This is a genomic window from Synechococcus sp. MIT S9509 (assembly GCF_047303035.1).
GTDB lineage: Bacteria > Cyanobacteriota > Cyanobacteriia > PCC-6307 > Cyanobiaceae > Synechococcus_C.
In genome coordinates, this window is record NZ_CP138940.1 from 2,556,679 (window position 1) to 2,583,125 (window position 26,447).

Sequence of the window (26,447 nt, forward strand, 5' to 3'; positions counted from 1 at the left end):
ATAATCAGCCGGTTCGCGCAGTCCCACTGATGACCGACGCCATGGTTCCGGTGAAGGTCGGCGTGATCGGGATCGGCAACATGGGCTGGCATCACGCGCGCGTGCTCAGTCTTCTCAAGGATGCTGATCTGGTCGGCGTTGCGGACCCGGATGCTCAGCGCGGGGCACTGGCCACGGAGCAGTTCGGCTGTCGCTGGTTTTCCGATTACCGCGCCATGCTCAACGAGGTCGAGGCGGTCTGCATCGCAGTGCCGACTTTGCTTCATCACTCCGTCGGGCTGGCTTGTCTTGAGGCTGGTTCACACGTTCTGATCGAGAAGCCGATCGCCGCAAGCCAGGAGGAGGCCGCGGCCCTGATTGATGTCGCCAACCGAGCGGGCCGGTTGCTTCAGGTTGGTCATATCGAGCGTTTCAACCCTGCGTTCCGCGAGCTCACCAAGGTGGTGGCCAATGAAGAGGTGGTGGTCCTTGAAGCCCGTCGTCACAGTCCACACGCCGATCGGGCCAACGATGTGTCAGTGGTGCTTGATCTGATGATTCATGATCTGGATCTGGTGCTCGAGCTGGCCAGTTCCTCAGTGGTGCAACTTGCGGCGGCGGGCGGTCGCAGCGCGGCGGGTCCGATCGATTACGTCAACGCCACACTCGGTTTTGAAAACGGTGTGGTGGCCAGTCTCACGGCCAGCAAGATGAGTCACCGCAAAATCCGGACGCTCAGTGCGCATTGCCGGGCCAGCCTTGTTGAAACCGACTTTCTCAATCACAACCTGCACATTCATCGCCGGGCCCACGAGTGGTACTCCGCGGATCATGGAGAGCTGCTGTACCGCAACGATGGCTTCATTGAGGAGGTGAGCACCACCTCGATCGAGCCCCTCTATGCCGAGCTCGAACATTTCCTGCAGTGCGTGAGAGGTCGCGAGACACCTGCCGTGGATGGTCAGCAGGCGTCGAGAGCCCTGCGGCTCGCTGATCTGATCGAGCAGGCCGTTGACCAGCCTGGAGTTGGAGTCCCGATCGAGTCGCCCATCTGAGCCGGATCAGTGCAGCCCTTCTTGCTCCGCGAGCTCCCGCAGGGCCTCAATCTGCCATTTTCGGCATTCAGCTGGGGACGCCCGGTAGTACTGAGCCCATGCCGCAGCTTTGTGCTGGGAGTAGTCAGCTGTGTTCTGTTCCGGATGGCGATTTTTCCATCCGACTCTCACGGCGTGGCCGATCACCACATCGAGGGCGATGTCATCGTCGAACCGTATGTGGGGATTGGCCGTTGCAAAGGCCATCAGTGACAGCAGGCTTTCAGTGCAGAGCTGCCGGTATTCCGGAGCCCCAATGCGACTGAGCAGATGCTCCACCTGAATGGCAAAATTGCGTTCCCCAGGAGTTTTCTCCAGAAGCAGAGCGCTGGTCAGTCGGTTTCTGCGCTCCAGCTTGTCGCCGATCACCAGCCCACGGCAGTGGTGGAGCAGCGACCAGACACCGGCATAGAACTCCCTGGGCACCTGCTGCAGGGAGCCAAGCCGGATCCGGTGCTGCAGCCAGTCGCTGCCGCTGGGGCTTTGATCCAGGGGTTCGGGGATGTTCCACTGCACCTTGCCGCTCAGGTGCAACAGTTCACGACGCTGCAGGGCGGCTCTGGCATGGTCGACGTCGGCCATCACCCTGCGCAGGCGCAGGGTGATGCGGTGAGGAGGCTCGTCGCAGAGGGCTTCGAAGGCTTCGTCCTGGCTGCACTGTTGTTCAGCGGCCAGTTCTGAGGTCAGCAACAGCAGCAGCTGGCCGAGCTGGAAGGTCAGAGAGCCTCTGATCATGCTCGGTTCACGCCTGGCGATTCCGTCCAAAGCCAGCAACAACTCCTGCTGGAGCATCCGTTCGCGTCCGTCATTGCCGCACGTGCGGTCGATCAGGGTGGCGATCGACTGGCTTGAGACAGGACTGGTCAGTCGTGAGTCGCTGCTGTAATTACGTCCGATCACCACCTGCTTCTGGCGGCTCAGCAGGTCTGTCAGAGCATCCTCAAGCTGAGGATGGATCAGACCCATCGCACCGGCACAGCGCCTGGCCACGTTCCAGTCCTCCTGGCTGAGGCCGCGGCGGTAGATCTCCTCCAGCAGTGTGGACAGCTCAACAGGAGTGCCTTTGGGTCCGCTGAGGATGGCCTGCTGACCCAGTCGTTGCGTCAACAGTTCCAGCACTTCCGCCTGTTCCCGCAGTGAATGACTGCTCCACAGCCTCTGGCGCAGCTCTTCCAATGGAATGTCATCCAGTTCCTGCTCTTGGGCTGCGGTGAGGTCGCTCAGATCGGTGGAGGCCTGCAGCAGTTCAGCTGCCTGTTGTCCGTCGTCTGGCTGTTTGGTGTTTTTGCTTTCGTCCGGGAGCATTAACCACTGGGCTTTGCTGGCCAGGGCTCCCAGATCAGCAAAATCCACCCCAACGCCCTCAATGCTGCCGCTCTGCAGGCGTTGGGTGACGTCCAGCAGAAGCGTTTCATTTCTTTCCAGCAGAGCGGCCTGCACGGGAATCAGCAGCAGGGGTGCTCCCTGGCCCTGCCAATGGCGTTGCAGCAGGTGCAGCTCGTTGACGATGCTTTCGACCAGCTGCCTTGGGTCATGGCTGAGAAAGAACGTGCCCTCCTCCAGCACTGCAGGCAGAAATGCCAGGTTCTGTCCGCCCTGGCTATAGAGGCGAGCGGTGACTGCTGTCTCCGGGCGTAGTGGTGGATGGCCGCTGAGACCGAGGGCGATGTCGGCACCAACGTTCGTCAGCCGTTCTCGCAGCTCTTCTGACGCCAGCACCGGCAGGTCCTCGGATGCGGGATCGCTTACAGGCAACCCCAGGTTCCTCAGCTGTTGCGCCACAGCGTCATTCTCCGGGACCAGCGACACCAGCACCGTGTCGCTTCCCAGCCTGGCGGGCAGTCGCCGTCCGCAGGGGTCAAGATCCTCGGCTGTGATCAGTCCATCCAGGAGCATCTCTCCAATCCAGGCCAGGCTCTGGGTCCAGAGCAACGGCACGTTGTCGTTGGCGACGCGCCGCTGACTCCCGGGCGCACGCCGTTCCAGTTCCAGCTGTTCAGCGGGCACGAGGTAAAGCTCCGGGAACAGTCGTTCTCCATCGCATTCCACCTGCAGTGCCTGCAGACGTTCGCGCCACAGTTTGGCCTCGTCCCAGCGCTGCTCGAAACAGGCGGTGACCAGTTCGTAGGCGAGGAACAGCGGCCACTCCGATTCGATGCCTTCAAAGGTGGCCAGCTCTTCTCGCTCGTAGTGCAGCCGGGTGATGTCTTCCACCACCGTCTGATGCCCATCCCTGCGAAAGCGCTTGTAGCCATATGGACCTCCCAGTTCGCGTCGGATCCGCCTCGTGGTGCGCTCCACCAGCGCCCGATCCTCCACCGCCCAGGCTGGATAGCCGATCACCGAGAGGCAGGCGCTGTCAACCTCCTTGCTCGCTGACTCACGCGGCAGCAGCCCTGTCAGGGCTCGCCTCAGACGCACCACCGCACCGTGTGGGATCAGCACCTGCATGCTTCCGTTTCCGTGGGAAGCGAACAGGTCGATCCCGTCCAGTGCTTCCAGCGCGGCCTTGGCCATTCCGATCGAACTGGCGTTGCGTTCCGGCAGTCCGTGATTGCCCTTGTCACCCCGTTCCCAGATGCCGTAATCGGCAACCCGGTAGGCCCTGGCCACGTAATACACCAGGTTCTGGATGAAGGATGCTTCGTGGCGGTTATGGACAACGGCCAGGCCGCTGCAGCTCAGTTGGGCGAGCTGCAACAGAAACAGTGATGTGGCATCCAGCTGCAGATGCCCCCATCCATCATCCGGAACCACCGGTGCTCCGCTGGCACTGTCGTACTTCGCATGCAGGGCATCCAGTGGATCGAGGCTGCTTTTGAACCGCTCCACTTTTTCCGCCTGACGCATCATGGCGTTCAGCAATCCGCGCATCAGGTCGACGACGCGTTGTTCGAGCTCCCAGCAGCGTTGACAGGCTCCTTGCTGGCGTCGGTGTGCGATGGCCAGACCCCAGACGCACTGAATTGAATAGATGCAGTCGCGGACCCAGGCATCACCGTAATTGCCATGCACGGTGTGGGCCGTGCTGGCAGGCAGCAGACCACTGACTGGGTTCTGTCGTTGCAGCACCACCCGCTCGATGGAGTGGTCAAGCTGAATCAGTCGCTGCGCCCGGAGTTGATCCTCTTCACGGGTCGGATGCGACAGAACCATGGTGTCTTACGCGACCGGATCTAGATTCTCTCGTGCAGCGGACACGCGGATGGAAGCACTGACAACGGGTCCGCGCGATCAACGTCGTTGCCACGTTCTCGGTGTACCCGTTGATGCCTGCAGGGATGTGACGGCCGCGGCGATCGGCCTGCATGCCGAGGCTGGAGGTCAGATCGTCACCCTGAATGCAGAAATGACGATGCTGGCCCGCCGCAACGCTGATCTGGGTGCTGTGATCCGAGCCGCCGATCTGGTGGTCCCGGATGGAGCGGGAGTGGTCTGGGCCCTCGCTCGCCAGGGCATCAAGGTGCAACGCAGTCCAGGAATCGAGCTGGCCTGGTCTTTGCTCAAATACGCGGAAGCCCATGGCTGGCGCGTGGCACTGGTCGGGGCGTCTCCGGAAGTGATGGAAAAATTGTCTGATCGCCTTGCTCAGCAGAGTCCAGCTCTGCAGCTGGTGTTCGTGGAACACGGATATCAGGATGCCGGTGTCTGGCCGGAGCTTGAAGCGAGGTTGCGGCGACTCAGCCCGGATCTGGTGCTTGTTGCTCTTGGAGTGCCCCTCCAGGAGATCTGGATCCAGAGAATGCGTGATCGGCTCCCTGGTCTCTGGATGGGAGTCGGTGGCAGCTTTGATGTCTGGTCAGGTCTGAAACAACGTGCACCCGGCTGGGCAAGTCGATTGCAGATTGAGTGGCTTTACCGGCTGCTGCAGGATCCAAAACGCTGGAAGCGTTATCTCGCTCTGCCTCAGTTCGCCTGGTCCGTACTGCGCCACGGCGAACGACAGCGCTAGACGCTTCAGCGGAAACCCACGGAGGCCTGCCAGACGAAGGCCAGCAACAGGAAAAACAGAGGAATGATGGGGAGGATGTCGATCAGTGGACCGAAAGCCTGGTAAGCCTCTGGAAGTTGGGCCAGCAGATCGAGGGAGAAAGCAGCCATCCCGGCAGAACACGGTCAATGGGCGGACGCTACCACGTGTGGTGAGCTGGGGAGTGCTCTTCCCAGGGAGCGAAATCCTCTGAAAAACAGCTGTCTCTGATCGCCTTGCCCATGGCGGTGGTGAAGCGGATCAGGTGGGTGAGGTTGTGCAGGCTGAGCAGGGTCAGGCCCAGCAGCTCATCACTGCGAATCAGATGGTGCAGATAGGAGCGGCTGTGCCGTCGGCAGGCCTGGCATGGACAGGTCGGATCCAGCGGCGAGTGGTCGTGGCGGAAACGGGCATTGCGCAGATTCCAGCGCTCACCACCCACAAGGGCCGTGCCGTGTCTGCCCAGCCGTGTCGGCAGCACGCAGTCGAACAGATCGATGCCGTTGGCGACAGCAATACTCATTTCCCTCAAAGTGCCGATCCCCATCAGATAACGGGGCCGATCGTCCGGCAGCAGTGGGGTGACCTGGCGCACGATCCGGTGCATGTCTTCAACGGGCTCGCCAACGCTCACTCCTCCGATGGCGACTCCCGGCAGATCAAAGCCTGCGACCGCCCTGGCACTGGCATCACGCAGATGCGGGAAGCAGCCTCCCTGCACAATGCCGAACAGGGCCTGATCGGGCTTCTGATGAGCACTCACACAGCGCTCGAGCCAGGCGTGGGTCCGACGACTGGCTTCCTCCACATCGTTCTCGGTTGCGGGATAAGGGGGGCATTGATCGAAGGCCATGGCCACGTCCGCCCCCAGTGCCATCTGGATCTGCATGGATCGCTCCGGGGTGAGCAGGATGCGGCTTCCATTGCGTGGATTGCGGAAATCCACACCCTGGTCATCGATGCGATTGAGATCTCCCAGGCTGAAGACCTGAAATCCGCCGGAATCGGTGAGCATCGGTCCGTTCCAGCCCATGAACCGATGCAGTCCGCCTGCAGCCTCAACGATGGTTTCGCCGGGTTGCAGATGCAGGTGATAGGTGTTGGACAGCACCATCTGGGCGCCGGTGGTTGCCAACTGGTCTGTGCTGATCCCCTTCACGGTGGCCAGAGTGCCCACCGGCATGAATCGCGGGGTGTCCACGACCCCATGCGGGGTGGAGAATCTGCCGCAGCGCGCAGTCGTGTGCGAGCAGCGAGCGCTGATCCTGAAGTCGAACACGCGCACCTCCCCCCGACCTATGACCCTACGGTGAGTGCATTCCCTGATCTGCGCTGCTCTGCGGTCTGACTCTCCTCCCTGGTTGCGTGATCTCGCCGGTGCCTGGGTGTTTTATTCGGTTCTGCCTGGCTGGCCATGGCCAGCACCCCGCTTCGAGCGCATTGCCCGTTTCGCTCCCTGGATCGGAGCCGTGATCGGAGGTCTGATGGCAGTCCTGTGGCTGCTGCTCAGTGCTCTGAACTGGCCATCCGAGGCGATCGCAGCTGCGGCCCTGGCCCTTGGACTCTGGCTCACAGGTGGACTCCATCTGGATGGACTGATGGATACGGCTGATGGCCTAGCTGCCGGGAGCAGTCGCTGTCTGGAGGCGATGGATGACAGCCGAGTCGGGGCCAGTGGTGTTCAAGCGGCGTTCATTGTGCTGCTGCTCCAGTTTTCAGCGCTGGTCCAGCTGGACGGGTTCGCTCCAGCAGCCCTGGTGATGGCCTCGATCTTCGCGAGAGTCTCGCCGCTTTGGGCCATGGGCCGCTTCTGCTACTTACGGAAACAGGACACCGGAACTGCGGCGTTCCACCGCAGCAACTGGTGTGGTTGGAGTGAAGGCCATCCGAGCTTCTTGTTACTGCTTTTGACAGGGCTGCTGGTGTGGGGGCTGCAGCCTCAGCTGCTGATGGCCTGGGCCGCTGTTGCTTTGGTTGGGAGTGCGGCGGCACTGCTGCCGGCCGAGTGGCTGGGCCGGCGTCTTGGAGGGCATACGGGCGACAGCTACGGCGCAACCTTGATGATCTGCGAAACACTCACCCTGCTTGGTTTGGCGTTGCTTGTTCCCTCTCTGTTGCCGGCAACCTGAGCAGAAACGCATTCCCCTGCGCAGGCAGATCCGCGTTCAGTGTTTTGGGTTCGGTGTGGAGGTTGAGAGAGCCGCCGCGGCTTTCCGCCAGGCGACGGGCCAGGGAAAGCCCCAGTCCAGAGCCCGGTCGGTCAATGCTGCTGCTGCCACGTTCTCCCTGCTGGAAAATGCGCCCGTGCTCCTCGGCGGGGATGCTCGGGCCTGCATCCCAGACGCAGATGGCATGGTTCAGAAGCTGGAGGCCCAGTGCGCATCCAGGCGGGCTGTAGCGGAATGCATTTTCCAGCAGGTTGGCAACGATTTCAGCCATCACGGCATCGGCTGCCGGGCGGGCGGCCTGGGTCCAGGCCGCCCACTGGTCTGGGCCATGCCATGGCCTGTTTTGCAGGGTTGCCGTGGCAGAAGCCCTCTGGATCAGAGGATTGAGCAGATCCGCGATGGTCAGGTCAGGAGCATCCACGGGAACGGGTGGCAGCAGCAGAGGTGTGGATGCATCAGCCTCCAACCTGAGCTCGCCCCTGCCGATCCGGTCCAGTGACTGGAGATAGCGATCGAGTTGATCCTGTTCCTGAATCAGGCTTTCCACCAACGAGCGCTGCTGATCGTCCGGGCCGATCCGACGCAGCAGCAGCTGGGCATAGGTGCGCAGAGCGGTCAGCGGATTGCGCAGCTGATGCACCACCAGGTTGAGCTGCTGGCGTTGCTCATCCAGCTGGTGATGAAGCTTTCGCTGATTCTGTTCAAGACCGAGAATGCAGGCCAGCGTTTCCGCGCAGATCTGCAGGCGAGGGTCATGGTCTGCGGGTCTGCCTGGAAGGGGTCGTTGCTCGGCACGAAGCACTCCCAGCAGCAGGCTTTCGTGTCTCAGGGGGTACCAGCGACGCTCCTGAGCAACGCTGCGCAAGCTGGGGTCTTCAGTGATGGCCGGTGGCAGCGCTGAGTCGAGTGGCCACTGGGCCACAAGCGTCAGGGTGGGGGTGGATCCCTGGTCGCGATCGGTGACGTACAGGGCAAGACGTGCCATGGCCGTATCGTCCGCCAGAGATTGCAGCTGCTGCTGCGCCAGCTCCAGGAAACGGTCGGACGGTTGCATCAGCCGGACTGCATCACGGAATACAGACGGTCTCGCGATAGAGCATCTGGACTGCTTGCCAAATTGGGAAAAAGTCTTAAGATCGGAGATGCGACAGCTAGCACGGCCTTTGGGAGGCCGGGCTCCTTCGTTGCTCCGATTGAGGTTGCACAATCCGTGCCACCAAGGTTACAGCAGAGGTTGATCCATCCCTGTTGACGTCGACATCTCGTCGTTGTGAGCAATGGAGTGTGTCTTATTGCGAGCCGGCCTTTCCGGATTTCCGCAGTCCGAACGTTGATGTCCTGAACGATCCGCTTGCGGATCCATCTGGGTATCGCGCAATCAACGGCTCAGTCCACCAGTTCCCTCCAGTCCACCTCTCAGCTCCCGTCTGCGGGAGGCAACCCTATGTCTAAGAAGCGCAAGCGGATTAGCCGCCGCCGTCTTGCCGGTCAGCGTGTGCTGGCCCATGTCCCGACATTTCATCTGGAAACCGGAGAACACAAACCGGTCACCGCGGCTCGCCGCTTTATTGCTGAAGGCTGTCTCAATCCCCCAGCACTGCTGAATGTGCGGCGTAACGAGCACACCACCGACCGCTTTTTCTGGGGCGAAAAGGGCCTGTTCAGTGCTCAGTACGCCGAGGAGAATCACTTTCTCTTCCCATCGCTGCGCACCATCGTCGACAGCGTCGGCGAAGAGGTGATCTTTGAAGGCCTGGAGCTTTCCTCCGACGACTGGGAGGAGATGGAAGAGTACGAATACGCCTTCGTCTGATAGCAGTGCAGTGAAGTCCTGGCTGGTTTACCCCAGCCAGGACCTGATGGCTTCCGCCATTGCTGTCTGAGCTTCAGCCGGAATGGTGTGTCCACCGGCGAAGGTTTTGAGATCGCAGTGGTTTGAATCTCCAGACAACAGTTCACGCAGCTTCTCCGCTGCGGCAGCGGGAACAACGTAGTCATCGAGGCCGTGCAGCAGCAGCACCGGGGGTCGTGTTGATGGAGGTTGCCAGCCCGGATGGGGGTAGCCGCTGCAACTGATCACCCCTGCCAGTGGCATGTCGCAACCCACGTGCAGGGCCATGGCACCTCCCTGGGAGAAACCGATCAGAACAGTTCTTGAGAGAGGAATGGTCTCCAGATCAAGTGCCTCGATGCGCCCGCGCAGCTGTTGCGTGGCCGATGGCACGGCCTGCCAGTCCGCTGGGAACAGGCCATACCACTGGCGCCCCTGGCCTCCAGGGTGAGGTTCGGGGGCCTGCAGTCCAATGCATTCCGCGGGGAGGCTGGAGAGTGCTGCCAGTCCATCGCCGAGGGGTAGGAGATCCTCGGCATCGGCCCCCCAGCCATGCAGAAGCACCAGACGAATCCGTCCCGGTTCCAGACCGGCATGAATCACTGAATCAGGCATCAGCTTGTAGACCTGCTGCTGCGTAGGTTGGCCGAAGGTCTTCTTCCTGTCCTGCTGCCATGGCTCCCATTGCGCTGCTGAGCGTGTCCGACAAGCGCGGACTGGTGCCTCTCGCTGAGGCCTTGCATCACCGCTACGGCTATCAATTGCTCTCGAGCGGTGGGACAGCCCAGGTCCTCAGGGAAGCCGGTCTGCCTGTCACCCCAGTGGCAGATCACACCGGAGCGCCGGAGATTCTTGGCGGGCGTGTCAAGACGCTGCATCCTCGTATTCACGGCGGCATCCTGGCGCGGCGTGGCGATGCCAGCCATGAAGCCGATCTGGTCGCCCATGACATCGCACCGATCGATGTTGTGGTCGTCAATCTCTATCCATTTCGGGAAACGGTGGCTGACCCCGAGGTGAGCTGGGAGACCGCAATCGAGAACATCGATATCGGTGGTCCGACCATGGTGCGATCCGCTGCCAAGAACCACGCGCACGTTGCTGTTCTGACCGCCCCGGATCAGTACAACCGCTTTTTGGCTGAGCTGGATGCTTCGGGGGGAGCACTCACGGATGCCGTGCGGCGTCAGCTTGCCGTGGAAGCTTTCGCTCATACGGCTGCTTACGACGCTGCGATCACCCGATGGATGCAGGCCAGGCCGGAGCTGAGTGGCGCAGATGATCCAACTGCAGCCGATCTCCCCTGGCTTGAAGCCTTGCCTTTGCGTCAGCGCTTGCGATATGGAGAAAACCCCCATCAACACGCCAGCTGGTACAGCGCTGCCAAAGCAGGCTGGGGCGGAGCAATCCAGCTGCAAGGCAAAGAGCTCAGCACCAACAACCTGCTGGATCTGGAGGCCGCTCTGGCAACGGTCCGGGAATTCGGATACGGCGCCAGTGGCAGCCACCCCGCCAGTCGTGCTGCGGCTGTTGTGGTGAAACACACCAACCCCTGCGGGGTGGCGATCGGGGATGGCACTGCAGCCGCACTGAACCGGGCTCTGGATGCGGATCGTGTCAGCGCCTTCGGAGGCATCGTGGCTTTGAACGGCTGTGTTGATGCAACGGCTGCCCGTGAACTCACGAGCCTTTTCCTGGAATGTGTCGTTGCGCCGGCGTTTGCACCAGAAGCACGGGAGATCCTCGCTGCCAAAGCCAATTTGCGCTTGCTTGAACTCGCTCCTGCTGCGATTGACGGCGCTGGCCGCGACCACGTGCGCAGCATTCTTGGCGGAGTTCTCGTGCAGGATCTTGATGATCAGCCAGTGAGTCCGGATGACTGGACTGTGGCAACCGAGCGAATTCCCACAGACAGTGAGCGCGAAGATCTCTGTTTTGCCTGGCAGTTGGTTCGTCATGTTCGCTCCAATGCGATCGTCGTTGCCAGGGATGGCCAGAGCCTCGGGGTTGGAGCCGGCCAGATGAACAGGGTGGGTTCAGCTCAGATTGCTCTCGAGGCGGCTGGTGATCACAGCAGAGGAGCTGTGCTCGCCAGTGACGGGTTTTTTCCTTTCGACGACACCGTCCGCCTGGCTGCAGAACACGGAATAACTGCTGTCATTCACCCCGGCGGCAGCAAGCGTGATGGGGATTCAATCCAGGCCTGCAACGAACTTGGCTTGTCCATGCTTCTGACCGGTCGTCGTCACTTTCTGCACTGAGGATCTCAGCGGACAGGAGGTCAAAAGCGTCCACGCCCTGATGGCTGCAGTTTTAATCTTCAGCCAGTCATGTGATTTTTGATGCCGGAGTCACTCTCTTTTGGTCTCAACTTCGTTCATCCGCTGATGATGTGGGCGTTGCTGGCTGCGGGCGGTTACGCCATGTACCTCGGGATCAAGGCCAAAAAGGTGCGCACGGGGACATCGCAGCAGCGCAAGGCTCTGATCAAAGGAAAATACGCTCAGAGGCACTATCTCTGGGGCAGCGCTTTGATGGCTGTGATGGTTTTTGGGACGCTTGGTGGAATGGCAGTGACCTATCTGAACAACGGCAAGCTGTTTTTAGGTCCACATCTATTGGTCGGCCTTGTCATGACTGGAATGATTGCAGCAGCTTCAGCTCTTTCACCCTTGATGCAACGTGGCAACCTTGTGGCGCGTAAGGCTCACGTAGGACTGAACATGGGAATGCTCACACTGTTTCTCTGGCAGGCCGTCAGCGGTATGCAAATCATGAACCGAATCTGGCTCAATCATTGAGGTCAGCGAAAACCGTTGTTGTCATTAGCGATAAAAATCTTCCTTCGTCAGAGGAGTTTTTCTGTCGTTATTTTTAACGTAAAAGAATACTGTCGTCGCTACAGCCAGAAGAGGAACTGCTGTTAGCAGCAAAATTGCAATTGCCGTATAGTCCTGATACATAGAGCCATAAAGTATTGCATTGATTATACATTAACCAAAGAATGCATAGTTTGCAAATCAGGCAAGTTACTTATGATGCGCGAGCTGGCTGATTCCGGCTTTTGGGCCGTCAACAGAAACTTTGTTCTTGGTCAATACTTGGGGCTTCTTGGAGGACTCAGCGTTGTTTTGCCTGATTTCGACCTTCTCGGTACATCGCGAGATCATGTTTGGCAGACCAGTAAGCACTGAGTTGTTCGCAGGTTTTGTATTGCATCCAGTTAGCCTCCGCTGCAACGACTCGCGCATGTAGAGCTCTTTCGGTTTTGGTCTCAAACCGAATGGTTCCCTGATCCAAGGGAGCGTTAATGAAATAATCCCAATTCGGTTCAACCATTGATTGCTTGAAACTGATTAATTTTGGCGAGTGCTTCTCAGTAAGCTCATTCATTATTTATAGGCAGAAGAGTAATCTGTTGCTTGGACTTCTGCAAATTGACGTAGCAAAAGCCCTTTTGATTGCTGGCTGCGTGTAGTTCTAATTACTTTATTAAATGTAACTTTTACTCCAGCTCATAAGGCCGAATTGAGTGGTGCCCTTACGGGTGGATCCGGCAGGTGTTCTTTGGCAGGTTGCGATCGGATGCACCCAGTTTTTTATCCAGGCTGTCATAGAATTCTGATCCATTGAATGATGTCCAGATGTTGAAGCCCTTTTTGATATCTCTGTTGTATTTAATCAGTTGTGCTTTGGCTTTGTTTCAGGCATCGCGCGAGTCAACTCCGCAACCGATCGGACTCCTGATCGTCGCCATGGTGATGACTCCTGTTTTAGTCAGCATTATTGCTGGACTTCCGGTGAATTGTATGTCTTTTCAGAGCAAACAAATTGATTGACGTTCGCAGGTTTTGAGAGAGTTTGGTTATAAACGTCTTTAATTTGTTTCAACCAAATTTAGGATAGTGAGCCACTTTTTAATGAATCTGTAAATGTTACTGTGCTGTTTCTTCTAATATCGTCTTGCACCATGCTTCCAGTCGATCCTGTGTTTTTTCAGATTCGTTATCTTCATCAATCGGAAGTCCGCAAAACATGCCATTGATCATGCTTTTTGAATCATCGAAAATATAATCTTCGCCTGAGACGTGTCCAATTGATTTGCCACCCGCTTTTTGAAAGGCTGTATAGAGCTCTTCCATCGCATCACAGAAAAATTTACTGAACGCGGCTGAATCTCCAAGGCCAACAATGGCTACTGGTTTTCCTGAGCAATTAAGTGTTGGAATCTGTTCAATGTGCTCATCCCAGACCGTTCCTGACCTCTTAACGTCAGATCCGGTATTCCAGGTGGGTGTACAGCAGATCAATGCTTCACAAGTTTCAATATCCTTGATGTCCTGAAAATCACTGAGTTCTTTAAGCTCAGAATCTGGCAAAAGCTGGTCGAGCCTCTCAGCGATATCTTCAGTGTGACCGGTCGCTGATGCAAAGACAATTGTAAATTTCATAGAGAAACCTATCAGTTCTATTTTTTCTCGCCCTGAGGCTCCGATCAAATAGTATTTAACAATCTATTGTCGCTTAGTATACGGTGGAAATCTTGTTCGGTGTGCCATTTAATCAGCCTCAAGCCCGTTGAATAATTCCTGGTGTACAGCGAAAGTATGGTAAAGCGATGTCGCGTTTTCAGGTTGCAACTTTATTCCATCACATGTGTAAGCGATGGAACAAACTAAATTTCCTTGCCAAGCGATGTTGTCATCACTTTCATTTTCTGACCAGGCCATCATTGCTTTGAACTGCTCAGGTAAGTGAGAGCCAATCTTTTCGCAAGCCTTACATAACCGATACAAGGCAGGTGGCTTGGATGGCATTGACAATGCCTTTTTCAGGCTGAGTTCATTGAACACACCGATATATCGTATGTATTCAATGATTTCGCTTTCAATGTCGGTGAGGTCAGCTTGGTTGATGGCTTGATCGATCTCCTCGGGTTTGAGAGTTGGCCTTGTGTTGGATTTTGCGGTGTTCATGGATCGATCTGCATGAGTGCATTGCGTCTGACCAAGAGCTTTATGGGCCGTAAAGAACCGACTCAGATTTTTTTTGATGTCTCTGCAAAGTTGATCGTTGAAGTGATGTTTTGCTTGATGAAACTTTAATTGGCATTAGCTGCTGATTTTCAGCCAAAAGCTTGGCTTCAGCTTTGCTTGGCAATTAATATCTTCGAGCATTTTTTGTGCACTTGTGTGGACAACAACGCTGATATCTTGGGTTGTATTATGAATCCTCCAGAGGCCGATTCGAATTTCTGACCTTGCACAGGTCACCTGCCATGCGTCAGGTGTAGGCGCTCCAATCTGCTTGACAGTGATTTTTGTCCAGTAAGAGTCGCGGCGATCTCCAGGCGTTAATGTATAAGCAATAGACCCGTCTTCTTTTTTTTCTTTTTCAAAATTCAGCTCCAGAAGCTGCTGATCCCATTCAGCCATGATTATTAACCATTGCTCACCAATCTTAGTCGCCAATGCGTTGATTCATGCATCTTATTTGTCTGTCGCGTGGTCCAATAATCACACCTAATTCTTGAGCGTTTGTGTTGTTTTTAAGGGCAAAGCAATTTTGTCTAAGTTCGACTTTTGCTCGATCGGGATTTGTTTTGTAATTTTTTTATTCTAGCAATAGGCTCTAAAAATAATTTTTTTGGACAATTGGTCCCTTGGTGGGCTCGCCAAGAATGACTTGGAATCAATTTATTCGTCAGCAGCGGGAGCCGGCTTTTTGTCAGCGGCCGGAGCGGCTTTCTTATCAGCAGCGGGAGCTGGCTTTTTGTCAGCGGCCGGAGCGGCTTTCTTATCAGCAGCGGGAGCCGGCTTTTTGTCAGCGGCCGGAGCGGCTTTCTTATCAGCAGCGGGAGCCGGCTTTTTGCCTGCGGCCGGAGCGGGTTTCTTGTCAGCAGCGGGAGCCGGCTTTTTGTCAGCGGCCGGAGCGGGCTTTTTGCCTGCGGCAGCAGCGGGTTTCTTCTCTGCAGCTGCCGGTTTTTTGGGTTTCAGCTTGGAGGTGTCAAGATTCTTCTCGCCGAAGGCTTTGTATCCGAGAAAGATCAGGCCGCCCAGCACTGGAATGGAAGTGATGCCGCCCACTGCGATCTCGAACCCTGACAATGCCATGGCGGAATAGGCGATAAAAAGCAAACATAACACACCACCATTTTCATGATTTGCAACAAATCTGATGGGATGAGTTGGTTGATTTCATGATTGATCTTGAGCGTTGTTGTGTGGCTCTTTTCTTGCTCAAGTACTTGCTGCTGTGATGAATCTCTCGCCTGATGATATGGACGGGTAGGTTGTTTTTTATGAACGATGGAATTGACTTGATGTGTTGATTCGGAATGTTTCTTGTTCAGTTTTGAGGCAAGTGGCAAGTCCGATCTGGAGGGGTTAAATCTCCAGCGCAAGCTGTGATTATTGACATTGCTTCTGATCTTCGGGCAACTGTCAGAACGCTGCTCTTCGCCGAGGAGGGCAGCTCAGTTCATGGGTTGCATGGAAATCTTCCTGAACTTTCCACGTCAGTCTGCGTGAAATCTGTCGCACGATCTGGCGGAGAAGGTGGTCGCCACTGGACTGAACCAAGCCATCGGGAAGCATGGTGATCACCCGTGGAAGTGCGATCCAGATCGTTAGATCAAGAGTCCAGCTGACCCAGGTCAGCTCATGCTCCTTGGTGTTTTCAGGGAGGTCAACAAGATTCAGATTGGCCTGGAAATCAACGTCATACAACTTGGCTAGAGCAGGATCATGGTCTGGAAGAGCGACCGTCTCGATGGCGTAGCTCCTCTCCTGGCGTGGCAGCAGTCGGAGGCCGATGGTTGGTTCCACTTCGAATCCGAAATTTCCAAATCGTCCGAGTGTCAGTGCATAGGCCTGGGGATCGAGAGCTTCGACATCCATGGGTGCCGCACATCTGCAAAACCACCCCTGGTGTTGGTCCAAATAGGTTGAAATCGTGGAAGGATCCGCCCTCATTTCCATGCGGTCACTGAAGTGACTGCGGTAGCAACGCACATGTGGATCAACGTCCTCTTGATGGCGCAGGGCTTCGTCGGATGGTCTCGACAAGAGCAGAACTGACGAGCCCCGATCAGGGGAGGTGCTGTTATCTATCAATTTAAAACTTCGTGGCGATCAATCTGCGTCGCTGATGGCGATCATGCGCTGGATCACGTGTTCCACCACCCGATCTGGAGTAGAAGCTCCGGACGTGATGCCAACCGTGATCGGTCCACTCGGTAAAAAGTCTGTGTCACGCGTTAATCCTTCTCCGAGGGGTTTGTGCTCGATGCTGTTGTCCTCACTGATCCGCTCCGGCGTATCGATGTGGAATGAGCGGATGCCTCGACTGATGGCAATTTCCTGAAGGTGGGTGGTGTTGGAGGAGTTGTATCCACCGATCACGACCATGAGATCAAGGGGTTCGTCGACCAGGGAGAACATCGCGTCCTGTCTCTCCTGGGTGGCATCGCAGATGGTGTTGAAGGCCAGAAAGTGTTCGTTCAGCTGCAATGGTCCGAACTTGCTGAGCATCGTGCGTTCGAACAGTCGGCCGATTTCCTCCGTTTCGCTTTTGAGCATGGTGGTCTGATTGGCGACACCAACCCTCTCCAGGTCACGATCCGGGTCAAAGCCGGGTGAACAGGCATTGGCAAAACGAGCCATGAAGCTGTCCCGATCTCCTTTCCCAAGGATGTAATCAGCGACGAACTGTGCCTCTTCAAGATCAAGCAGCACAAGATACGTTCCGGCAAAGGAACTGGTGGCGAGAGTTTCCTCGTGCTTCACCTTCCCGTGAATAATCGAGGTGAAAACATGCTTCTTATGCTTTTCCACGGTGTTCCAAACCTTGGAAACCCAGGGACATGTGGTGTCAACGATGTGGCAGCCACGCTCGTTGAGCAATTGCATTTCCTGCACGGTGGCTCCGAAGGCAGGAAGAATCACCACATCGCCGTACTCCACACCTGAAAAGTCCTTCACCCCCTGATCCACAGGGATGAAATGGACATTCATCTTGCGAAGATGATCATTTACAGAAGGGTTGTGGATGATCTCATTGGTGATCCACAGCCGCTCGCTTGGATAGTGCTTGCGCGTCTCGTAAGCCATGGCAACGGCGCGTTCCACTCCCCAGCAGAAACCGAAGGCCTCAGCCAGTCGAACGTTCAGGCGTCCGTGGCTGAGCTGGTAACCATTTTCACGGATTGATCCGATCAGACCGCTCTGGTAAGCCTGTTCCAGGCTCCCAGCAACTTCTTCAGCGCGCCCGAAGCCACGGCGGTTGTAGCGGTCGGAATTGTGAAGGGAGCGCTTGAAGGCGTGGGTATCCATGGCCGCTGCGGCAGTGGGACGACTCTATGGGCTGTGGGAGGAAGCTGTCTCTTGCCGATGTCCGTACAGGCCAAACCAACAAAAAACCCCGGTCGGCAGAGACCGGGGTTCAGCGTTCCTGCTGGAACTTCAGTTGCCGGCAGAGGCGAAATCGGGATAAGCCTCCATGCCGTGTTCACCGATGTCGAGGCCATTGATTTCCTCTTCTTCGGTGACGCGGATGCCGCCGAACAGGGCACCGATCACGCTCCAGGCGATCCAGCAGGTCACCAGAGCCCAGATGGCATAGGCGGCACAGCCCAGGGCCTGGATGCCCAGCTGCTCAATGCCACCGCCGACGAACAGGCCAAGCGGAGAACCATCGCCCTGGATGTCAAAACCCCAGAGACCGACAACCAGTGTTCCCCAGACCCCGCAAACTCCGTGGACTGAGAAGGCGCCGACAGGATCGTCGATTCCCGCTGCGTCCAGTGCTGCAACGGAGAAGACGACAATCACTCCTCCGATCAGGCCAGCAACCCAGGAACCCACAAGGGTGAGATTGCCGCAGCCAGCGGTGATGCTGACCAGTCCGGCAAGAATGCCGTTGATGATCATCGTCAGATCTGGTTTGCCAGACGTCATCGTGGAGATGACCGTCGCGCCAATGGCTCCACCAGCTGCTGCGAGCGTTGTCGTTACGGCCACATAGGGAACCCATTGGTCCATGGCCAGCTGGGAGCCAGGGTTGAAGCCGTACCAGCCGATCCAGAGGATCAGAGCTCCGAGGGTGGCGATCGCCATGTTGTGGCCAGGAACAGCCTGAGTGCGACCGTTCACGTATTTGCCGATTCTGGGTCCGAGCAGCATGGCTCCAACCAGGCCGGCCCAGGCACCGACCGAGTGAACAATGGAGGATCCGGCGAAATCAATGAATTCTTTGTTTCCAACGTTGTTCAGCCAGCCACCGTTCCATTCCCAGCTTCCAGAAATCGGATAGATGAATGCAGTCAGAATCAGGGAGAAAACGACGAACTCCCCGAATTTGACGCGCTCGGCGACCAGTCCGGAAACGATCGTTGCCGCGGTTCCTGCAAAGGCTGCCTGGAAGAGGAAGTCGACGGTGGGGACGAGGCCTCCTTCGCTGATGGTTTCAGCAGTGACTGCAGGATCAAAAAACAGACCTTTGAAGTAAAGCCAGCCATCAATCACCGAATCGCCATACATGAGCGAATAACCGATGAACCAGTAGGCCGTCACCGCAAGTGCGAACACAAACAGATTTTTGGCCAGGATATTGACCGCATTCTTTTGCCGACACATCCCTGCTTCGACCATGGCGAAGCCGGCATTCATGAAAATCACGAGGATGGTCGCGACCAGAAGCCAGAGGTTGTTGGCCAGGAACGCTGCATTCAGTTCAGGCAGTTCCTGGGCATGGGCAGAAAGGTTGAAAACACCTAAGCCAAAGAGGGCTAAGGGCGCACAGGCCAACCACAGCATCGCGCGGTTGGATTTGAAGCCCCGAATGCTCTGAAGGAGAAGCATTGGACCTTCGATCAGGCTTGCCTCTTGGAGGCGCGCTTTGCGCCGCCGCGATGGCGGATGCAGAGCAGTTGTCATGGAAAGAAAGCGAAACTGCAGTTCGGACAGCCTTGATAAGGACCGTCAGACCTGGACAAATTGCTCAATGGTGAACACTTTCTGAGTCGCCGTTGCTACCGAATCGCTGATTGGCTGGACTGGACAGGCCTCTGGCCTTCCCACAGGATCCGGTCGATCTCGAAGCTGAAGGCACAGGGGACGACTTCGACGCCAGCCTGCAAGGCCTGGCGAAACAGCTCCCCGTAGCGCGGATCAGCGCTGTCTCCTGGGGCGAAGGTCGACAGGTCGGGGCGGCTCAGGCATGGCACCAGGACTCCACGGGCATCAGGCAGCACATGCATCAGTTCCTGCAGATGTTTCTGTCCCCGCTCGGTCACTGTGTCGGGGAACAATGCGAGCGGTCCGTCGCACCACGTGGTGTTTTTCACCTCGAGATAAATCGGGCGCTGGTCAGGGGCCTTCTCCTCGGGCGTCAGCAGCAGATCGATCCGGCTGCGTCGTTTTTCGCCGTAGGGCACCTCGCCTCGGATCCCAGCGACCGGTCCAAGGCTGTCGACAAGGCACCCGGCTTCGATGGCGGCTCGGATCAGCCTGTTCGGAAGGGATGTGTTGATTCCAACCCAGCAGAAGCCGCCACGGGAGCTCGGAACTTCAGCCTGTTCCCAGGTCCATGCCAGCTTGCGTTTCGGGGAGGGCGAGTAGCGCATCCTCACCCGACCTCCAGGGTGGAGCACTCCTGTCATCGGCCCTGTGTTGGCACAGTGCGCTGTCACCACTGAGCCGTCCTTGAGTTCCACATCGGCAAGAAAGCGCTTGTAGCGCTTGATCAGCACTCCTTCCGTCAGGGGAGTGAACTCAAGCAGAGGGGTGCCGGTCATGGAGGCGGGCTGGCTGGCGCCATGGTGCCTGGCGATGGACCGAGGATCTCGGCCATTGACGGCATGATTCAGCAGGCATCGATGGGGAGATCTCTCAAGCGCATCGCTCTGGTGGTCACCTATGGCACCTTGCTCAGCAAAGCCGGCGGTCTGATCCGTCAGCTTGTGATCGCTGCGGCGTTTGGAGTTGGTGCGGCCTATGACGCCTACAACTACGCCTACATCCTTCCCGGTTTTCTGCTGATTCTGCTGGGAGGGATCAACGGGCCCTTTCACAGCGCCATGGTCAGTGTGCTCAGCCGCCGGCCTCGTGATGAAGGCGCCCACATCCTGGCCACCCTCAACACCACCGTGAGCGCCTTGCTGCTTGTGGTCACAGCGGTTTTGGTGTGGGCCGCCGACCCCTTGATCACACTCGTGGGCCCTGGACTGACGCCGGAGCTCCACCGCATTGCGGTTGCGCAGCTGCAGGTGATGGCTCCCATGGCACTGCTGGCCGGGTTGATCGGGCTTGGCTTCGGATCGCTGAATGCCGCTGATGAGTTCTGGATTCCTGCAATTTCGCCTCTGATGTCGAGCGTGGCTCTCGTGCTTGGGGTCGGTTTGCTCTGGTGGCAGCTCGGAGCTGCAATTGCCCTGCCCGTCAACGCTCTCTGGGGGGGAGTTGTCCTGGCGCTCTCGACACTTGTGGGAGCTCTACTGCAGTGGTTGCTGCAGCTGCCTGCCCTGGCTCGTCAGGGAATGGCTCGCCTGCGTCTTTCCTGGGACTGGAGACATCCCGGCGTCCGCGAGGTCTGGCGCGTGATGGGACCCGCAACTCTGTCGTCGGGAATGCTGCAGATCAATGTGTTCACCGACATGTTTTTTGCATCAGGCATCCTCGGTGCCGCGGCTGGTCTGAGCTACTCAAATCTGTTGGTTCAGACGCCCCTGGGTCTGATCTCCAATGCTCTGCTGGTGCCTTTGCTGCCGACGTTCTCTCGTCTGACGGCTCCCGAGGATCGGCTGCCGCTGATCGCCAGGATCAGACAGGGCCTGATGCTGTCCACCGCGTCAATGCTGCCGTTGGGCGCCTTGTTCCTTGCGCTGTCGACCCCCATCGTTGCCCTTGTCTATGAACGCGGCGCTTTTGATGAACAGGCCGTGCAGCTTGTGACTGGCCTGTTGATGGCCTATGGGGTCGGCATGCCCGCCTACCTCGGCCGGGATGTTCTTGTGCGTGTTTTTTATGCCCTTGGCGATGGAACCACTCCCTTCAGGCTCTCCATGGCAGGGATCGGCCTCAATGTGATCTTTGACTGGGCACTGGTGGGCGGTCCTTCTCCCTGGGGACCTCAGCTCCCGATCAATCTCGGGGCGCCCGGGCTGGTGCTGGCGACAGTTCTGATCAACCTTCTGACCTGCTTTGCTCTGCTGTTGGCTCTGCAGCAGCGACTGGGTGAATTGCCTCTGCGTGACTGGGGCATCGATTCGCTCAAGCTCACCCTTGCTGCAGCTGCTGCAGGGCTTGTGGCCTGGTCACTCAGTGTTGGTGTCGCCTGGCCTGCAGATTTCACCGGACGAGCTTTCCAGGTGGCCCTCCCCGGTGCATTGGGAATTCTGGTATTCGCGCTCTGCGCTCAGGCGATGTCCGTTCCTGAAGTCAGCGAGCTCACCGCCGGCATCACTCGACGATTCAGACGTCGTTGAGCCGAACCTCACGCTCTTCACGCACCTGAATCGGCAGCTCGAGATTCTGGCGTCCGACCAGCTGAGGACCTTGCACGGACAGGATCCTCGCCTCGATCCCAAATTCCCGGAAAGCCGAGTCGATCTCCTGGATCAGAGCCTTTTCCACCTGTGCTTCGGGATCGACCACCTTGCCGATCAGCCGCTCGCCCAGGCGACCGAGGCGCTGACGAACCACCTCTCGGGCATTGGTGACCTCAATGATCAGCACGCGCACTCCCTGAAGGTCAGCAACCTTATCGGCAGTGGTCCTCGAGAATCTGCTCCAGTTCGGAAAGTTGAGAGGATGGCAACAAGCGGGAAAGCGGTAGCCGGCTGCTGCCTGCACCGATCGGGACCTGAACTGCTTCCAGTGCCCGTCGTGCGCAGACGGCTGGTCCCTGGTCGAGCAGAGCACTGCATTCAATGGCCAGCGTCTCGGCCAGCCCTGCATCGCCGAGGTAAAGATGCCATCCGGACACCTGGAGATAGAGCCGGTCACTCAGTGCTGCCGTGAGGTCTTTCAGATCTGCCGCATCCAGAGTCATGGTGAGAGGAAGTCTGGAACCATCGTGGCTTCAGGATTCACGGCTGTCTGCGTCCTCAATGGGCCGTTGTTTCAGAACCACGGTGAAGTGAACCAAGAGTGCGGCAATCCAGATTTCGGTGAAGAGACCCAGGTGATTCCAGGGATGCCGCATCGACTGGACAAACCACAGGCCGCTGCTGACTGCGACGAAAGCCCCCGCATGCAGTGTGAAATTCACAATCCGGCTGTAATGCCGGTACCTGGGATCCGTGTTGTCACCGTTGCCGTACCAGCGGATGGGCATTGGGAAGTGTCGTTGCAGTGCAACGATTCTGGCGCGCGGATGTGCCCCAGTTGACGAACGGCACCTTCGTGGGGTCAGATGGTGTGACGCAAGCGCTTGTAGCTCAGCGGATTAGAGCATCTGACTACGGATCAGAGGGTCGGGAGTTCGAATCTCTCCAGGCGCGTTTGGGAAACTGCCTCAGGGCAGTTTTTTTTTGCTTTCCTCACAGCCAGCCTCCTTGCTTACGATTCATGCACAGAACATTTGCGACGCATGGCGGATTTCGCTTCGGCCCCGATCAATGCCGCTCTGGCATCATCAGATCCGGCCATTGCCGCTCTGATTGACCAGGAGCAGAAGCGCCAGGAGACCCACCTTGAGCTGATTGCCTCAGAGAACTTTGCTTCACGGGCGGTAATGGACGCTCAGGGCTCCGTGCTGACCAACAAGTACGCCGAAGGGCTACCCAGCAAGCGCTATTACGGCGGTTGCGAGCACGTCGATGCGATCGAAGAGCTGGCGATCGAGCGCGCCAAGCAGTTGTTCGGTGCAGCCTGGGCCAACGTGCAGCCCCACAGCGGAGCTCAGGCCAACTTCGCCGTGTTTCTGGCGTTGCTGCAACCCGGCGACACGATCATGGGTCTTGACCTGTCCCATGGAGGTCACCTCACCCATGGTTCACCGGTCAACGTCAGCGGCAAGTGGTTCAACGTCGTTCAGTACGGCGTTGACAAGGCCACGCAACGTCTGGATATGGAGGCGATTCGCACCCTGGCCCTAGAGCACAAGCCGAAACTGATTGTCTGTGGGTACTCCGCCTATCCCCGCATCATCGATTTCGCAGCGTTCCGCGCGATCGCCGATGAGGTTGGTGCCTATCTGCTCGCGGATATGGCTCACATTGCCGGTCTTGTGGCTGCGGGTGTGCATCCCAGCCCTGTCCCACATTGTGATGTTGTCACGACAACCACCCACAAAACCTTGCGCGGCCCCCGGGGCGGCCTGATTCTCTGCCGTGATGCTGAGTTCGCCAAAAAATTTGACAAGGCTGTGTTCCCCGGAAGTCAGGGTGGTCCACTTGAGCATGTGATCGCTGCCAAGGCAGTGGCTTTCGGAGAGGCGCTGCAACCCTCCTTCAAGTCCTACAGCCAGCAGGTGGTGGCAAATGCTTCCGCTCTGGCGGAGCGGCTGATGGAGCGGGGCATCGATGTGGTGAGCGGTGGCACCGAGAATCATGTGGTTCTTCTTGATCTCAGGGGAATCGGCATGACCGGAAAAGTCGCGGATCTCCTGGTGAGCGATGTGCACATCACCGCCAACAAGAACACCGTTCCGTTCGATCCGGAATCGCCTTTCGTCACCAGTGGCCTGCGTCTGGGTACGGCAGCGCTCACCACTCGTGGTTTCGATGCGATGGCCTTCCGCGAAGTCGCGGATGTGATCGCTGACCGCTTGCTGAATCCTGAGGATGACGCCATTCAGGCACGTTGCCTTGAGAGGGTTGCCAGCCTTTGCCGTCGTTTTCCTCTGTACGCAAGCGCTCCTGAGCCGGCGCTTGCCTGACTGGTCCACGGTCCACTGGATCCCCTACAGAGGTCTGCCTAGGATTAAGGGGTTACGACTTTCAATGGGTCGCCACCTCCGGAGTTTTGCTTGACTCTCGCGAGCACTCCCCTCGCTGTTGCTGTAGGGATCTTCGTCACTTCGACGTTGATCACCACAGTGATTGCGCCGGTGGTGAGGCGTCTCGGACTCAGACACGGTTTCACCGACACTCCCGACGCCCGTAAGCAGCACAACGTGCCAATGGTCCGCCTCGGCGGCATTGCCATGGTGCTGGGATTTTGTCTTGCGCTTGGTCTCACCTGGCTTCTTGGCGGGTTCGGGATGTTGACTCCGGCCCGGGATCAGCTGATCTGGACAACCCTTGCTGGATCGCTTTGCTTTTTTGTGATCGGTCTGGCTGATGACCTTTTTTCACTGTCCCCCTGGCCGAGACTGGCTGGTCAGGTGGCTGTGGCGGTGGTGGTCTGGTCTCAGGGGGTTCAGATCGGTGCGATTGACCTCCCCTGGCTGTCCAGCAGCGCTGATGCATTGATCCTTCCTGATGTCATCAGCCTGCTGGCCACAGTGGTCTGGCTTGTCGGCATCACCAATGCCATCAACTGGCTGGATGGACTTGATGGGCTGGCAGCTGGTGTTGCCGGTATCGCGGCGATCGGTCTCGTGTCGGTCAGCTTTTCCCTGCATCAGGTGGCGGCAGCCTTCCTGGCCGCCTCCCTGGCGGGCTGCTGTTTGGGATTTCTGAGACACAACTTCAATCCCGCCCGCATTTTCATGGGCGACGGCGGCTCCTATTTTCTTGGCTTCAGCCTCGCTGCGATCAGCATTGTTGGGCCCGCAAAGGGCATCACCACGGTGAGCCTGCTCTTGCCACTGCTGATCCTCTCTCTGCCTCTTGCCGACATGTCGGCGGTCATCATGGGCCGCCTGCGCTCAGGGCGCTCTCCTTTTTATCCCGATCGCCGCCATCTTCATCACCGTCTGCTGCGTGCAGGGTTCAGTCACAGAAGAACCGTTCTTCTGATCTACGTGTTCACCCAGTGGTTGGCATCCATCGCCATGGTTGTCGCCAATGTTGAAATGAGATTTCTCTGGCTGGCGTTGGCCACGGCGATTCTTGTTGGAACCGTTATGGCGATGCAGCGCCACCGGCAGAGTGAAATTTTCTTCGAAACGTCAGATTCAGACAAGGACGTTCAAGACACTCGCGATGAGCGCGCTCAGTCTTGCTGTCCTGAGTCCCGTGGCTGAGCTGTCCCCACCCTCAGGGGTGGAGGTTCTCTGTATCGGCACTGAGCTGTTGCTCGGCAATATCGTCAACGGCAATGCCCGCTGGCTGTCAGAGCAACTGGCGGCTCTTGGATTGCCCCACTTCCGCCAGACCGTGGTAGGAGATAACCGGGAGCGTTTGATTGCCGAGGTGCATGCGATCTCACGCCGTTCTCGGGTGCTGATCACCACCGGTGGCCTCGGGCCGACACCGGATGATCTCACCACGGAGGCGATAGCAGCTGCTTTCTCAACACCACTGGTGGAGCGCCCTGAGGTCTGGGACGACATCACGGCCAAAGCACGCAGTCGTGGTCGTGAGCCCGGCGCCGAGACACGACGTCAGGCATTACTGCCGCTCGGTGCAGAGGTGCTTCCCAACAGGACCGGAACTGCTCCGGGAATGATCTGGTCTCCGAAAGAGCAATTCACTGTGCTTACATTTCCAGGCGTCCCCAGCGAGATGCGAAGCATGTGGCAGGAGACCGCGGTCCCCTGGTTCCATAAGTCCGGTCTCTCGAAAGGTGTGTTCAGCAGTCGATTGCTGCGTTTCTGGGGAATCGGTGAATCCACCCTGGCGGAACAGCTTCACGATCTGCTGGATCAGGCCAATCCCACGGTGGCTCCCTACGCGGGGCATGGTGAGGTCAAGCTGCGCGTGACGGCGCATGCCACGGAGGAAGCGGATGCTCTGCGATTGCTGGATGACACCGAAGCTGTACTGCGCCAGCGCACCGGCAAGCTCTGCTTTGGTTGTGATGATCAGTCTTTGGCTTGTGTGGTCCTTGAACAGCTGCGCCAACGGCAACAAACTCTTTCGGTTGCGGAATCCTGCACCGGCGGTGGGCTTGGTGCCGAACTCACGGCCATACCGGGATCTTCTGATGTTCTGCTGGGGGGTGTGATCGCCTATTCCAATGCCATCAAGGAAACGCTCCTCGGCATTGCTCCAGCGTCACTGGAACAGTTCGGAGCCGTCAGTGATCCTGTGGCTCAGGCCATGGCCGAGGGTGTACGACGCCTCACAGGCAGTGATTGGTCGATGGCGATCACCGGTATTGCCGGCCCGGGGGGCGGCACAGAGGAGAAGCCAGTTGGGCTGGTGCATATCGCCGTCGCAGGCCCGGATGGTTGTTCAAGTCAGCCTGTTCGCCTGGGTGCAACGCGCGGACGGGACTGGATCCGGATGGTGAGTGCGGGAGAGGCTCTCAATCGATTGCGGTTACGTCTGATGGAGGCTGGCTGATGGATATCGG

At 57.8% G+C, this 26,447-nt stretch carries 30 protein-coding genes and 1 tRNA gene; 13 read left to right on the plus strand and 18 right to left on the minus strand.

Annotation, left to right across the window (positions count from 1 at the left end):
- Positions 1–29 precede the first annotated feature (29 nt).
- Positions 30–1,034, plus strand: a complete 1,005-nt coding sequence (locus SIB73_RS14185; RefSeq protein ID WP_413404111.1) for a Gfo/Idh/MocA family oxidoreductase — start codon at positions 30–32, stop codon at positions 1,032–1,034.
- A gap of 6 nt (positions 1,035–1,040) precedes the next feature.
- Here SIB73_RS14185 and SIB73_RS14190 read toward each other — a convergent pair whose 3' ends face one another.
- Complete coding sequence (locus SIB73_RS14190; RefSeq protein WP_413404109.1) at positions 1,041–4,229, minus strand: glycoside hydrolase family 15 protein; 3,189 nt, start codon at positions 4,227–4,229, stop codon at positions 1,041–1,043.
- Positions 4,230–4,278: 49 nt separating this feature from the next.
- Here SIB73_RS14190 and SIB73_RS14195 point away from each other — a divergent pair, with 49 nt between their 5' ends.
- Positions 4,279–5,025, plus strand: coding sequence for a WecB/TagA/CpsF family glycosyltransferase (locus SIB73_RS14195; RefSeq protein WP_413406126.1), 747 nt, complete (start codon positions 4,279–4,281; stop codon positions 5,023–5,025).
- A gap of 5 nt (positions 5,026–5,030) precedes the next feature.
- Here the strand turns inward: SIB73_RS14195 and SIB73_RS14200 are convergent, their stop codons facing one another.
- Together SIB73_RS14200 and tgt are read right to left on the minus strand one after the other, a co-directional pair.
- Entirely contained in the window at positions 5,031–5,174 is a 144-nt protein-coding gene (locus SIB73_RS14200; RefSeq protein WP_066904771.1) for a photosystem II reaction center protein K, read from the minus strand.
- Positions 5,175–5,203: 29 nt separating this feature from the next.
- The gene (gene tgt, locus SIB73_RS14205; protein WP_413439798.1) at positions 5,204–6,307 is read right to left on the minus strand and encodes a tRNA guanosine(34) transglycosylase Tgt; all 1,104 of its coding nucleotides are present in this window, start codon (positions 6,305–6,307) and stop codon (positions 5,204–5,206) included.
- Here tgt and SIB73_RS14210 point away from each other — a divergent pair.
- Together SIB73_RS14210 and SIB73_RS14215 are read left to right on the plus strand one after the other, a co-directional pair.
- Positions 6,251–6,391, plus strand: coding sequence for a hypothetical protein (locus tag SIB73_RS14210; RefSeq protein WP_413439802.1), 141 nt, complete (start codon positions 6,251–6,253; stop codon positions 6,389–6,391). The genes tgt and SIB73_RS14210 overlap by 57 nt on opposite strands.
- Before the next feature lie 13 nt (positions 6,392–6,404).
- On the plus strand, positions 6,405–7,172 hold the full coding sequence (locus SIB73_RS14215; RefSeq protein ID WP_413439643.1) for an adenosylcobinamide-GDP ribazoletransferase: 768 nt from the start codon (positions 6,405–6,407) through the stop codon (positions 7,170–7,172).
- Here SIB73_RS14215 and SIB73_RS14220 read toward each other — a convergent pair.
- Positions 7,120–8,265, minus strand: coding sequence for a sensor histidine kinase (locus tag SIB73_RS14220; protein ID WP_413404103.1), 1,146 nt, complete (start codon positions 8,263–8,265; stop codon positions 7,120–7,122). The genes SIB73_RS14215 and SIB73_RS14220 overlap by 53 nt on opposite strands.
- Before the next feature lie 390 nt (positions 8,266–8,655).
- Here SIB73_RS14220 and SIB73_RS14225 point away from each other — a divergent pair, with 390 nt between their 5' ends.
- Positions 8,656–9,024 (plus strand): DUF3155 domain-containing protein, encoded by a 369-nt coding sequence (locus SIB73_RS14225; RefSeq protein WP_413404101.1) that lies wholly within the window; start codon positions 8,656–8,658, stop codon positions 9,022–9,024.
- Positions 9,025–9,051: 27 nt separating this feature from the next.
- Here SIB73_RS14225 and SIB73_RS14230 read toward each other — a convergent pair whose 3' ends face one another.
- The gene (locus SIB73_RS14230) at positions 9,052–9,657 is read right to left on the minus strand and encodes an alpha/beta hydrolase (protein WP_413404099.1); all 606 of its coding nucleotides are present in this window, start codon (positions 9,655–9,657) and stop codon (positions 9,052–9,054) included.
- A 59-nt stretch (positions 9,658–9,716) separates the two neighbouring features.
- Here SIB73_RS14230 and purH point away from each other — a divergent pair, with 59 nt between their 5' ends.
- A complete protein-coding gene (gene purH / locus SIB73_RS14235) occupies positions 9,717–11,303 on the plus strand; it encodes a bifunctional phosphoribosylaminoimidazolecarboxamide formyltransferase/IMP cyclohydrolase (RefSeq protein WP_413404098.1) in 1,587 nt (528 codons plus the stop codon).
- Between the two features lie 81 nt (positions 11,304–11,384).
- Complete coding sequence (locus SIB73_RS14240) at positions 11,385–11,843, plus strand: DUF4079 domain-containing protein (RefSeq protein ID WP_413404096.1); 459 nt, start codon at positions 11,385–11,387, stop codon at positions 11,841–11,843.
- Between the two features lie 319 nt (positions 11,844–12,162).
- On the opposite strand, the gene SIB73_RS14245 is transcribed toward SIB73_RS14240, so the two are convergent.
- Positions 12,163–12,435, minus strand: coding sequence for a hypothetical protein (locus SIB73_RS14245; RefSeq protein WP_413439644.1), 273 nt, complete (start codon positions 12,433–12,435; stop codon positions 12,163–12,165).
- 236 nt (positions 12,436–12,671) lie between these two features.
- Here SIB73_RS14245 and SIB73_RS14250 point away from each other — a divergent pair, with 236 nt between their 5' ends.
- A complete protein-coding gene (locus SIB73_RS14250) occupies positions 12,672–12,881 on the plus strand; it encodes a hypothetical protein (protein ID WP_413439645.1) in 210 nt (69 codons plus the stop codon).
- Between the two features lie 96 nt (positions 12,882–12,977).
- On the opposite strand, the gene fldA is transcribed toward SIB73_RS14250, so the two are convergent.
- The 9 genes from fldA to sfsA form a co-directional block, all read right to left on the minus strand.
- On the minus strand, positions 12,978–13,541 hold the full coding sequence (fldA, locus tag SIB73_RS14255) for a flavodoxin FldA (RefSeq protein WP_413404094.1): 564 nt from the start codon (positions 13,539–13,541) through the stop codon (positions 12,978–12,980).
- Between the two features lie 60 nt (positions 13,542–13,601).
- Positions 13,602–14,018 carry a hypothetical protein gene (locus SIB73_RS14260; protein ID WP_413404092.1) on the minus strand — a complete coding sequence of 139 codons (417 nt, stop codon included), beginning with the start codon at positions 14,016–14,018 and terminating at the stop codon, positions 13,602–13,604.
- 135 nt (positions 14,019–14,153) lie between these two features.
- Positions 14,154–14,477 (minus strand): hypothetical protein, encoded by a 324-nt coding sequence (locus SIB73_RS14265; RefSeq protein WP_413404090.1) that lies wholly within the window; start codon positions 14,475–14,477, stop codon positions 14,154–14,156.
- A 261-nt stretch (positions 14,478–14,738) separates the two neighbouring features.
- Entirely contained in the window at positions 14,739–15,155 is a 417-nt protein-coding gene (locus tag SIB73_RS14270; RefSeq protein WP_413404088.1) for a hypothetical protein, read from the minus strand.
- On the minus strand, positions 15,089–15,412 hold the full coding sequence (locus SIB73_RS14275) for a hypothetical protein (RefSeq protein ID WP_413439646.1): 324 nt from the start codon (positions 15,410–15,412) through the stop codon (positions 15,089–15,091). Before SIB73_RS14275 ends, SIB73_RS14270 begins: the two co-directional genes overlap by 67 nt.
- Before the next feature lie 73 nt (positions 15,413–15,485).
- Entirely contained in the window at positions 15,486–16,157 is a 672-nt protein-coding gene (locus SIB73_RS14280) for a DUF1997 domain-containing protein (RefSeq protein ID WP_413404086.1), read from the minus strand.
- Positions 16,158–16,175: 18 nt separating this feature from the next.
- Positions 16,176–17,375: a 4-hydroxy-3-methylbut-2-enyl diphosphate reductase gene (locus SIB73_RS14285; protein WP_413404084.1), complete on the minus strand. Its 1,200-nt coding sequence runs from the start codon at positions 17,373–17,375 to the stop codon at positions 16,176–16,178.
- Positions 17,376–17,504: 129 nt separating this feature from the next.
- On the minus strand, positions 17,505–18,977 hold the full coding sequence (locus tag SIB73_RS14290) for an ammonium transporter (protein ID WP_413404083.1): 1,473 nt from the start codon (positions 18,975–18,977) through the stop codon (positions 17,505–17,507).
- A gap of 95 nt (positions 18,978–19,072) precedes the next feature.
- Positions 19,073–19,837, minus strand: coding sequence for a DNA/RNA nuclease SfsA (gene sfsA, locus SIB73_RS14295; protein WP_413404081.1), 765 nt, complete (start codon positions 19,835–19,837; stop codon positions 19,073–19,075).
- 81 nt (positions 19,838–19,918) lie between these two features.
- On the opposite strand from sfsA, the gene murJ reads away from it, so the two are divergent.
- The gene (gene murJ, locus SIB73_RS14300; RefSeq protein ID WP_413406124.1) at positions 19,919–21,526 is read left to right on the plus strand and encodes a murein biosynthesis integral membrane protein MurJ; all 1,608 of its coding nucleotides are present in this window, start codon (positions 19,919–19,921) and stop codon (positions 21,524–21,526) included.
- Here murJ and SIB73_RS14305 read toward each other — a convergent pair.
- The 3 genes from SIB73_RS14305 to SIB73_RS14315 are packed head-to-tail and all read right to left on the minus strand — an operon-like array spanning position 21,513 to position 22,377.
- Entirely contained in the window at positions 21,513–21,776 is a 264-nt protein-coding gene (locus tag SIB73_RS14305) for a cytochrome-c oxidase (protein ID WP_413406122.1), read from the minus strand. The genes murJ and SIB73_RS14305 overlap by 14 nt on opposite strands.
- Positions 21,777–21,801: 25 nt before the next feature.
- Positions 21,802–22,092, minus strand: a complete 291-nt coding sequence (locus SIB73_RS14310) for a DUF3181 family protein (RefSeq protein WP_413404079.1) — start codon at positions 22,090–22,092, stop codon at positions 21,802–21,804.
- A 30-nt stretch (positions 22,093–22,122) separates the two neighbouring features.
- Positions 22,123–22,377, minus strand: a complete 255-nt coding sequence (locus SIB73_RS14315; RefSeq protein ID WP_413404078.1) for a hypothetical protein — start codon at positions 22,375–22,377, stop codon at positions 22,123–22,125.
- 92 nt (positions 22,378–22,469) lie between these two features.
- Here SIB73_RS14315 and SIB73_RS14320 point away from each other — a divergent pair.
- The 4 genes from SIB73_RS14320 (at position 22,470) to SIB73_RS14335 (ending at position 26,437) form a co-directional block, all read left to right on the plus strand.
- Positions 22,470–22,543 (plus strand) — tRNA-Arg (locus tag SIB73_RS14320).
- An 89-nt stretch (positions 22,544–22,632) separates the two neighbouring features.
- Complete coding sequence (glyA, locus tag SIB73_RS14325) at positions 22,633–23,922, plus strand: serine hydroxymethyltransferase (protein ID WP_413404076.1); 1,290 nt, start codon at positions 22,633–22,635, stop codon at positions 23,920–23,922.
- Between the two features lie 90 nt (positions 23,923–24,012).
- Positions 24,013–25,173 carry a glycosyltransferase family 4 protein gene (locus tag SIB73_RS14330; RefSeq protein WP_413404075.1) on the plus strand — a complete coding sequence of 387 codons (1,161 nt, stop codon included), beginning with the start codon at positions 24,013–24,015 and terminating at the stop codon, positions 25,171–25,173.
- On the plus strand, positions 25,166–26,437 hold the full coding sequence (locus SIB73_RS14335) for a competence/damage-inducible protein A (protein WP_413404073.1): 1,272 nt from the start codon (positions 25,166–25,168) through the stop codon (positions 26,435–26,437). The genes SIB73_RS14330 and SIB73_RS14335 overlap by 8 nt, the downstream gene beginning before the upstream one ends.
- Positions 26,438–26,447: the final 10 nt, after the last annotated feature.

Excerpts from the sequence above, each read along its gene's own strand:
- SIB73_RS14185 (WP_413404111.1), top strand. The coding sequence starts at position 30 with ATGACCGACGCCATGGTTCCGGTGAAGGTCGGCGTGATCGGGATCGGC.
- SIB73_RS14190 (WP_413404109.1), bottom strand. The coding sequence starts at position 4,229 with ATGGTTCTGTCGCATCCGACCCGTGAAGAGGATCAACTCCGGGCGCAG.
- SIB73_RS14195 (WP_413406126.1), top strand. The coding sequence starts at position 4,279 with ATGGAAGCACTGACAACGGGTCCGCGCGATCAACGTCGTTGCCACGTT.
- SIB73_RS14200 (WP_066904771.1), bottom strand. The coding sequence starts at position 5,174 with ATGGCTGCTTTCTCCCTCGATCTGCTGGCCCAACTTCCAGAGGCTTAC.
- SIB73_RS14210 (WP_413439802.1), top strand. The coding sequence starts at position 6,251 with ATGCGGGGTGGAGAATCTGCCGCAGCGCGCAGTCGTGTGCGAGCAGCG.
- SIB73_RS14220 (WP_413404103.1), bottom strand. The coding sequence starts at position 8,265 with ATGCAACCGTCCGACCGTTTCCTGGAGCTGGCGCAGCAGCAGCTGCAA.
- SIB73_RS14225 (WP_413404101.1), top strand. The coding sequence starts at position 8,656 with ATGTCTAAGAAGCGCAAGCGGATTAGCCGCCGCCGTCTTGCCGGTCAG.
- SIB73_RS14230 (WP_413404099.1), bottom strand. The coding sequence starts at position 9,657 with ATGCCTGATTCAGTGATTCATGCCGGTCTGGAACCGGGACGGATTCGT.
- purH (WP_413404098.1), top strand. The coding sequence starts at position 9,717 with ATGGCTCCCATTGCGCTGCTGAGCGTGTCCGACAAGCGCGGACTGGTG.
- SIB73_RS14240 (WP_413404096.1), top strand. The coding sequence starts at position 11,385 with ATGCCGGAGTCACTCTCTTTTGGTCTCAACTTCGTTCATCCGCTGATG.
- SIB73_RS14245 (WP_413439644.1), bottom strand. The coding sequence starts at position 12,435 with ATGAATGAGCTTACTGAGAAGCACTCGCCAAAATTAATCAGTTTCAAG.
- SIB73_RS14260 (WP_413404092.1), bottom strand. The coding sequence starts at position 14,018 with ATGAACACCGCAAAATCCAACACAAGGCCAACTCTCAAACCCGAGGAG.
- SIB73_RS14265 (WP_413404090.1), bottom strand. The coding sequence starts at position 14,477 with ATGGCTGAATGGGATCAGCAGCTTCTGGAGCTGAATTTTGAAAAAGAA.
- SIB73_RS14270 (WP_413404088.1), bottom strand. The coding sequence starts at position 15,155 with ATGGCATTGTCAGGGTTCGAGATCGCAGTGGGCGGCATCACTTCCATT.
- SIB73_RS14285 (WP_413404084.1), bottom strand. The coding sequence starts at position 17,375 with ATGGATACCCACGCCTTCAAGCGCTCCCTTCACAATTCCGACCGCTAC.
- SIB73_RS14290 (WP_413404083.1), bottom strand. The coding sequence starts at position 18,977 with ATGACAACTGCTCTGCATCCGCCATCGCGGCGGCGCAAAGCGCGCCTC.
- sfsA (WP_413404081.1), bottom strand. The coding sequence starts at position 19,837 with ATGACCGGCACCCCTCTGCTTGAGTTCACTCCCCTGACGGAAGGAGTG.
- murJ (WP_413406124.1), top strand. The coding sequence starts at position 19,919 with ATGGGGAGATCTCTCAAGCGCATCGCTCTGGTGGTCACCTATGGCACC.
- SIB73_RS14310 (WP_413404079.1), bottom strand. The coding sequence starts at position 22,092 with ATGACTCTGGATGCGGCAGATCTGAAAGACCTCACGGCAGCACTGAGT.
- SIB73_RS14315 (WP_413404078.1), bottom strand. The coding sequence starts at position 22,377 with ATGCCCATCCGCTGGTACGGCAACGGTGACAACACGGATCCCAGGTAC.
- glyA (WP_413404076.1), top strand. The coding sequence starts at position 22,633 with ATGGCGGATTTCGCTTCGGCCCCGATCAATGCCGCTCTGGCATCATCA.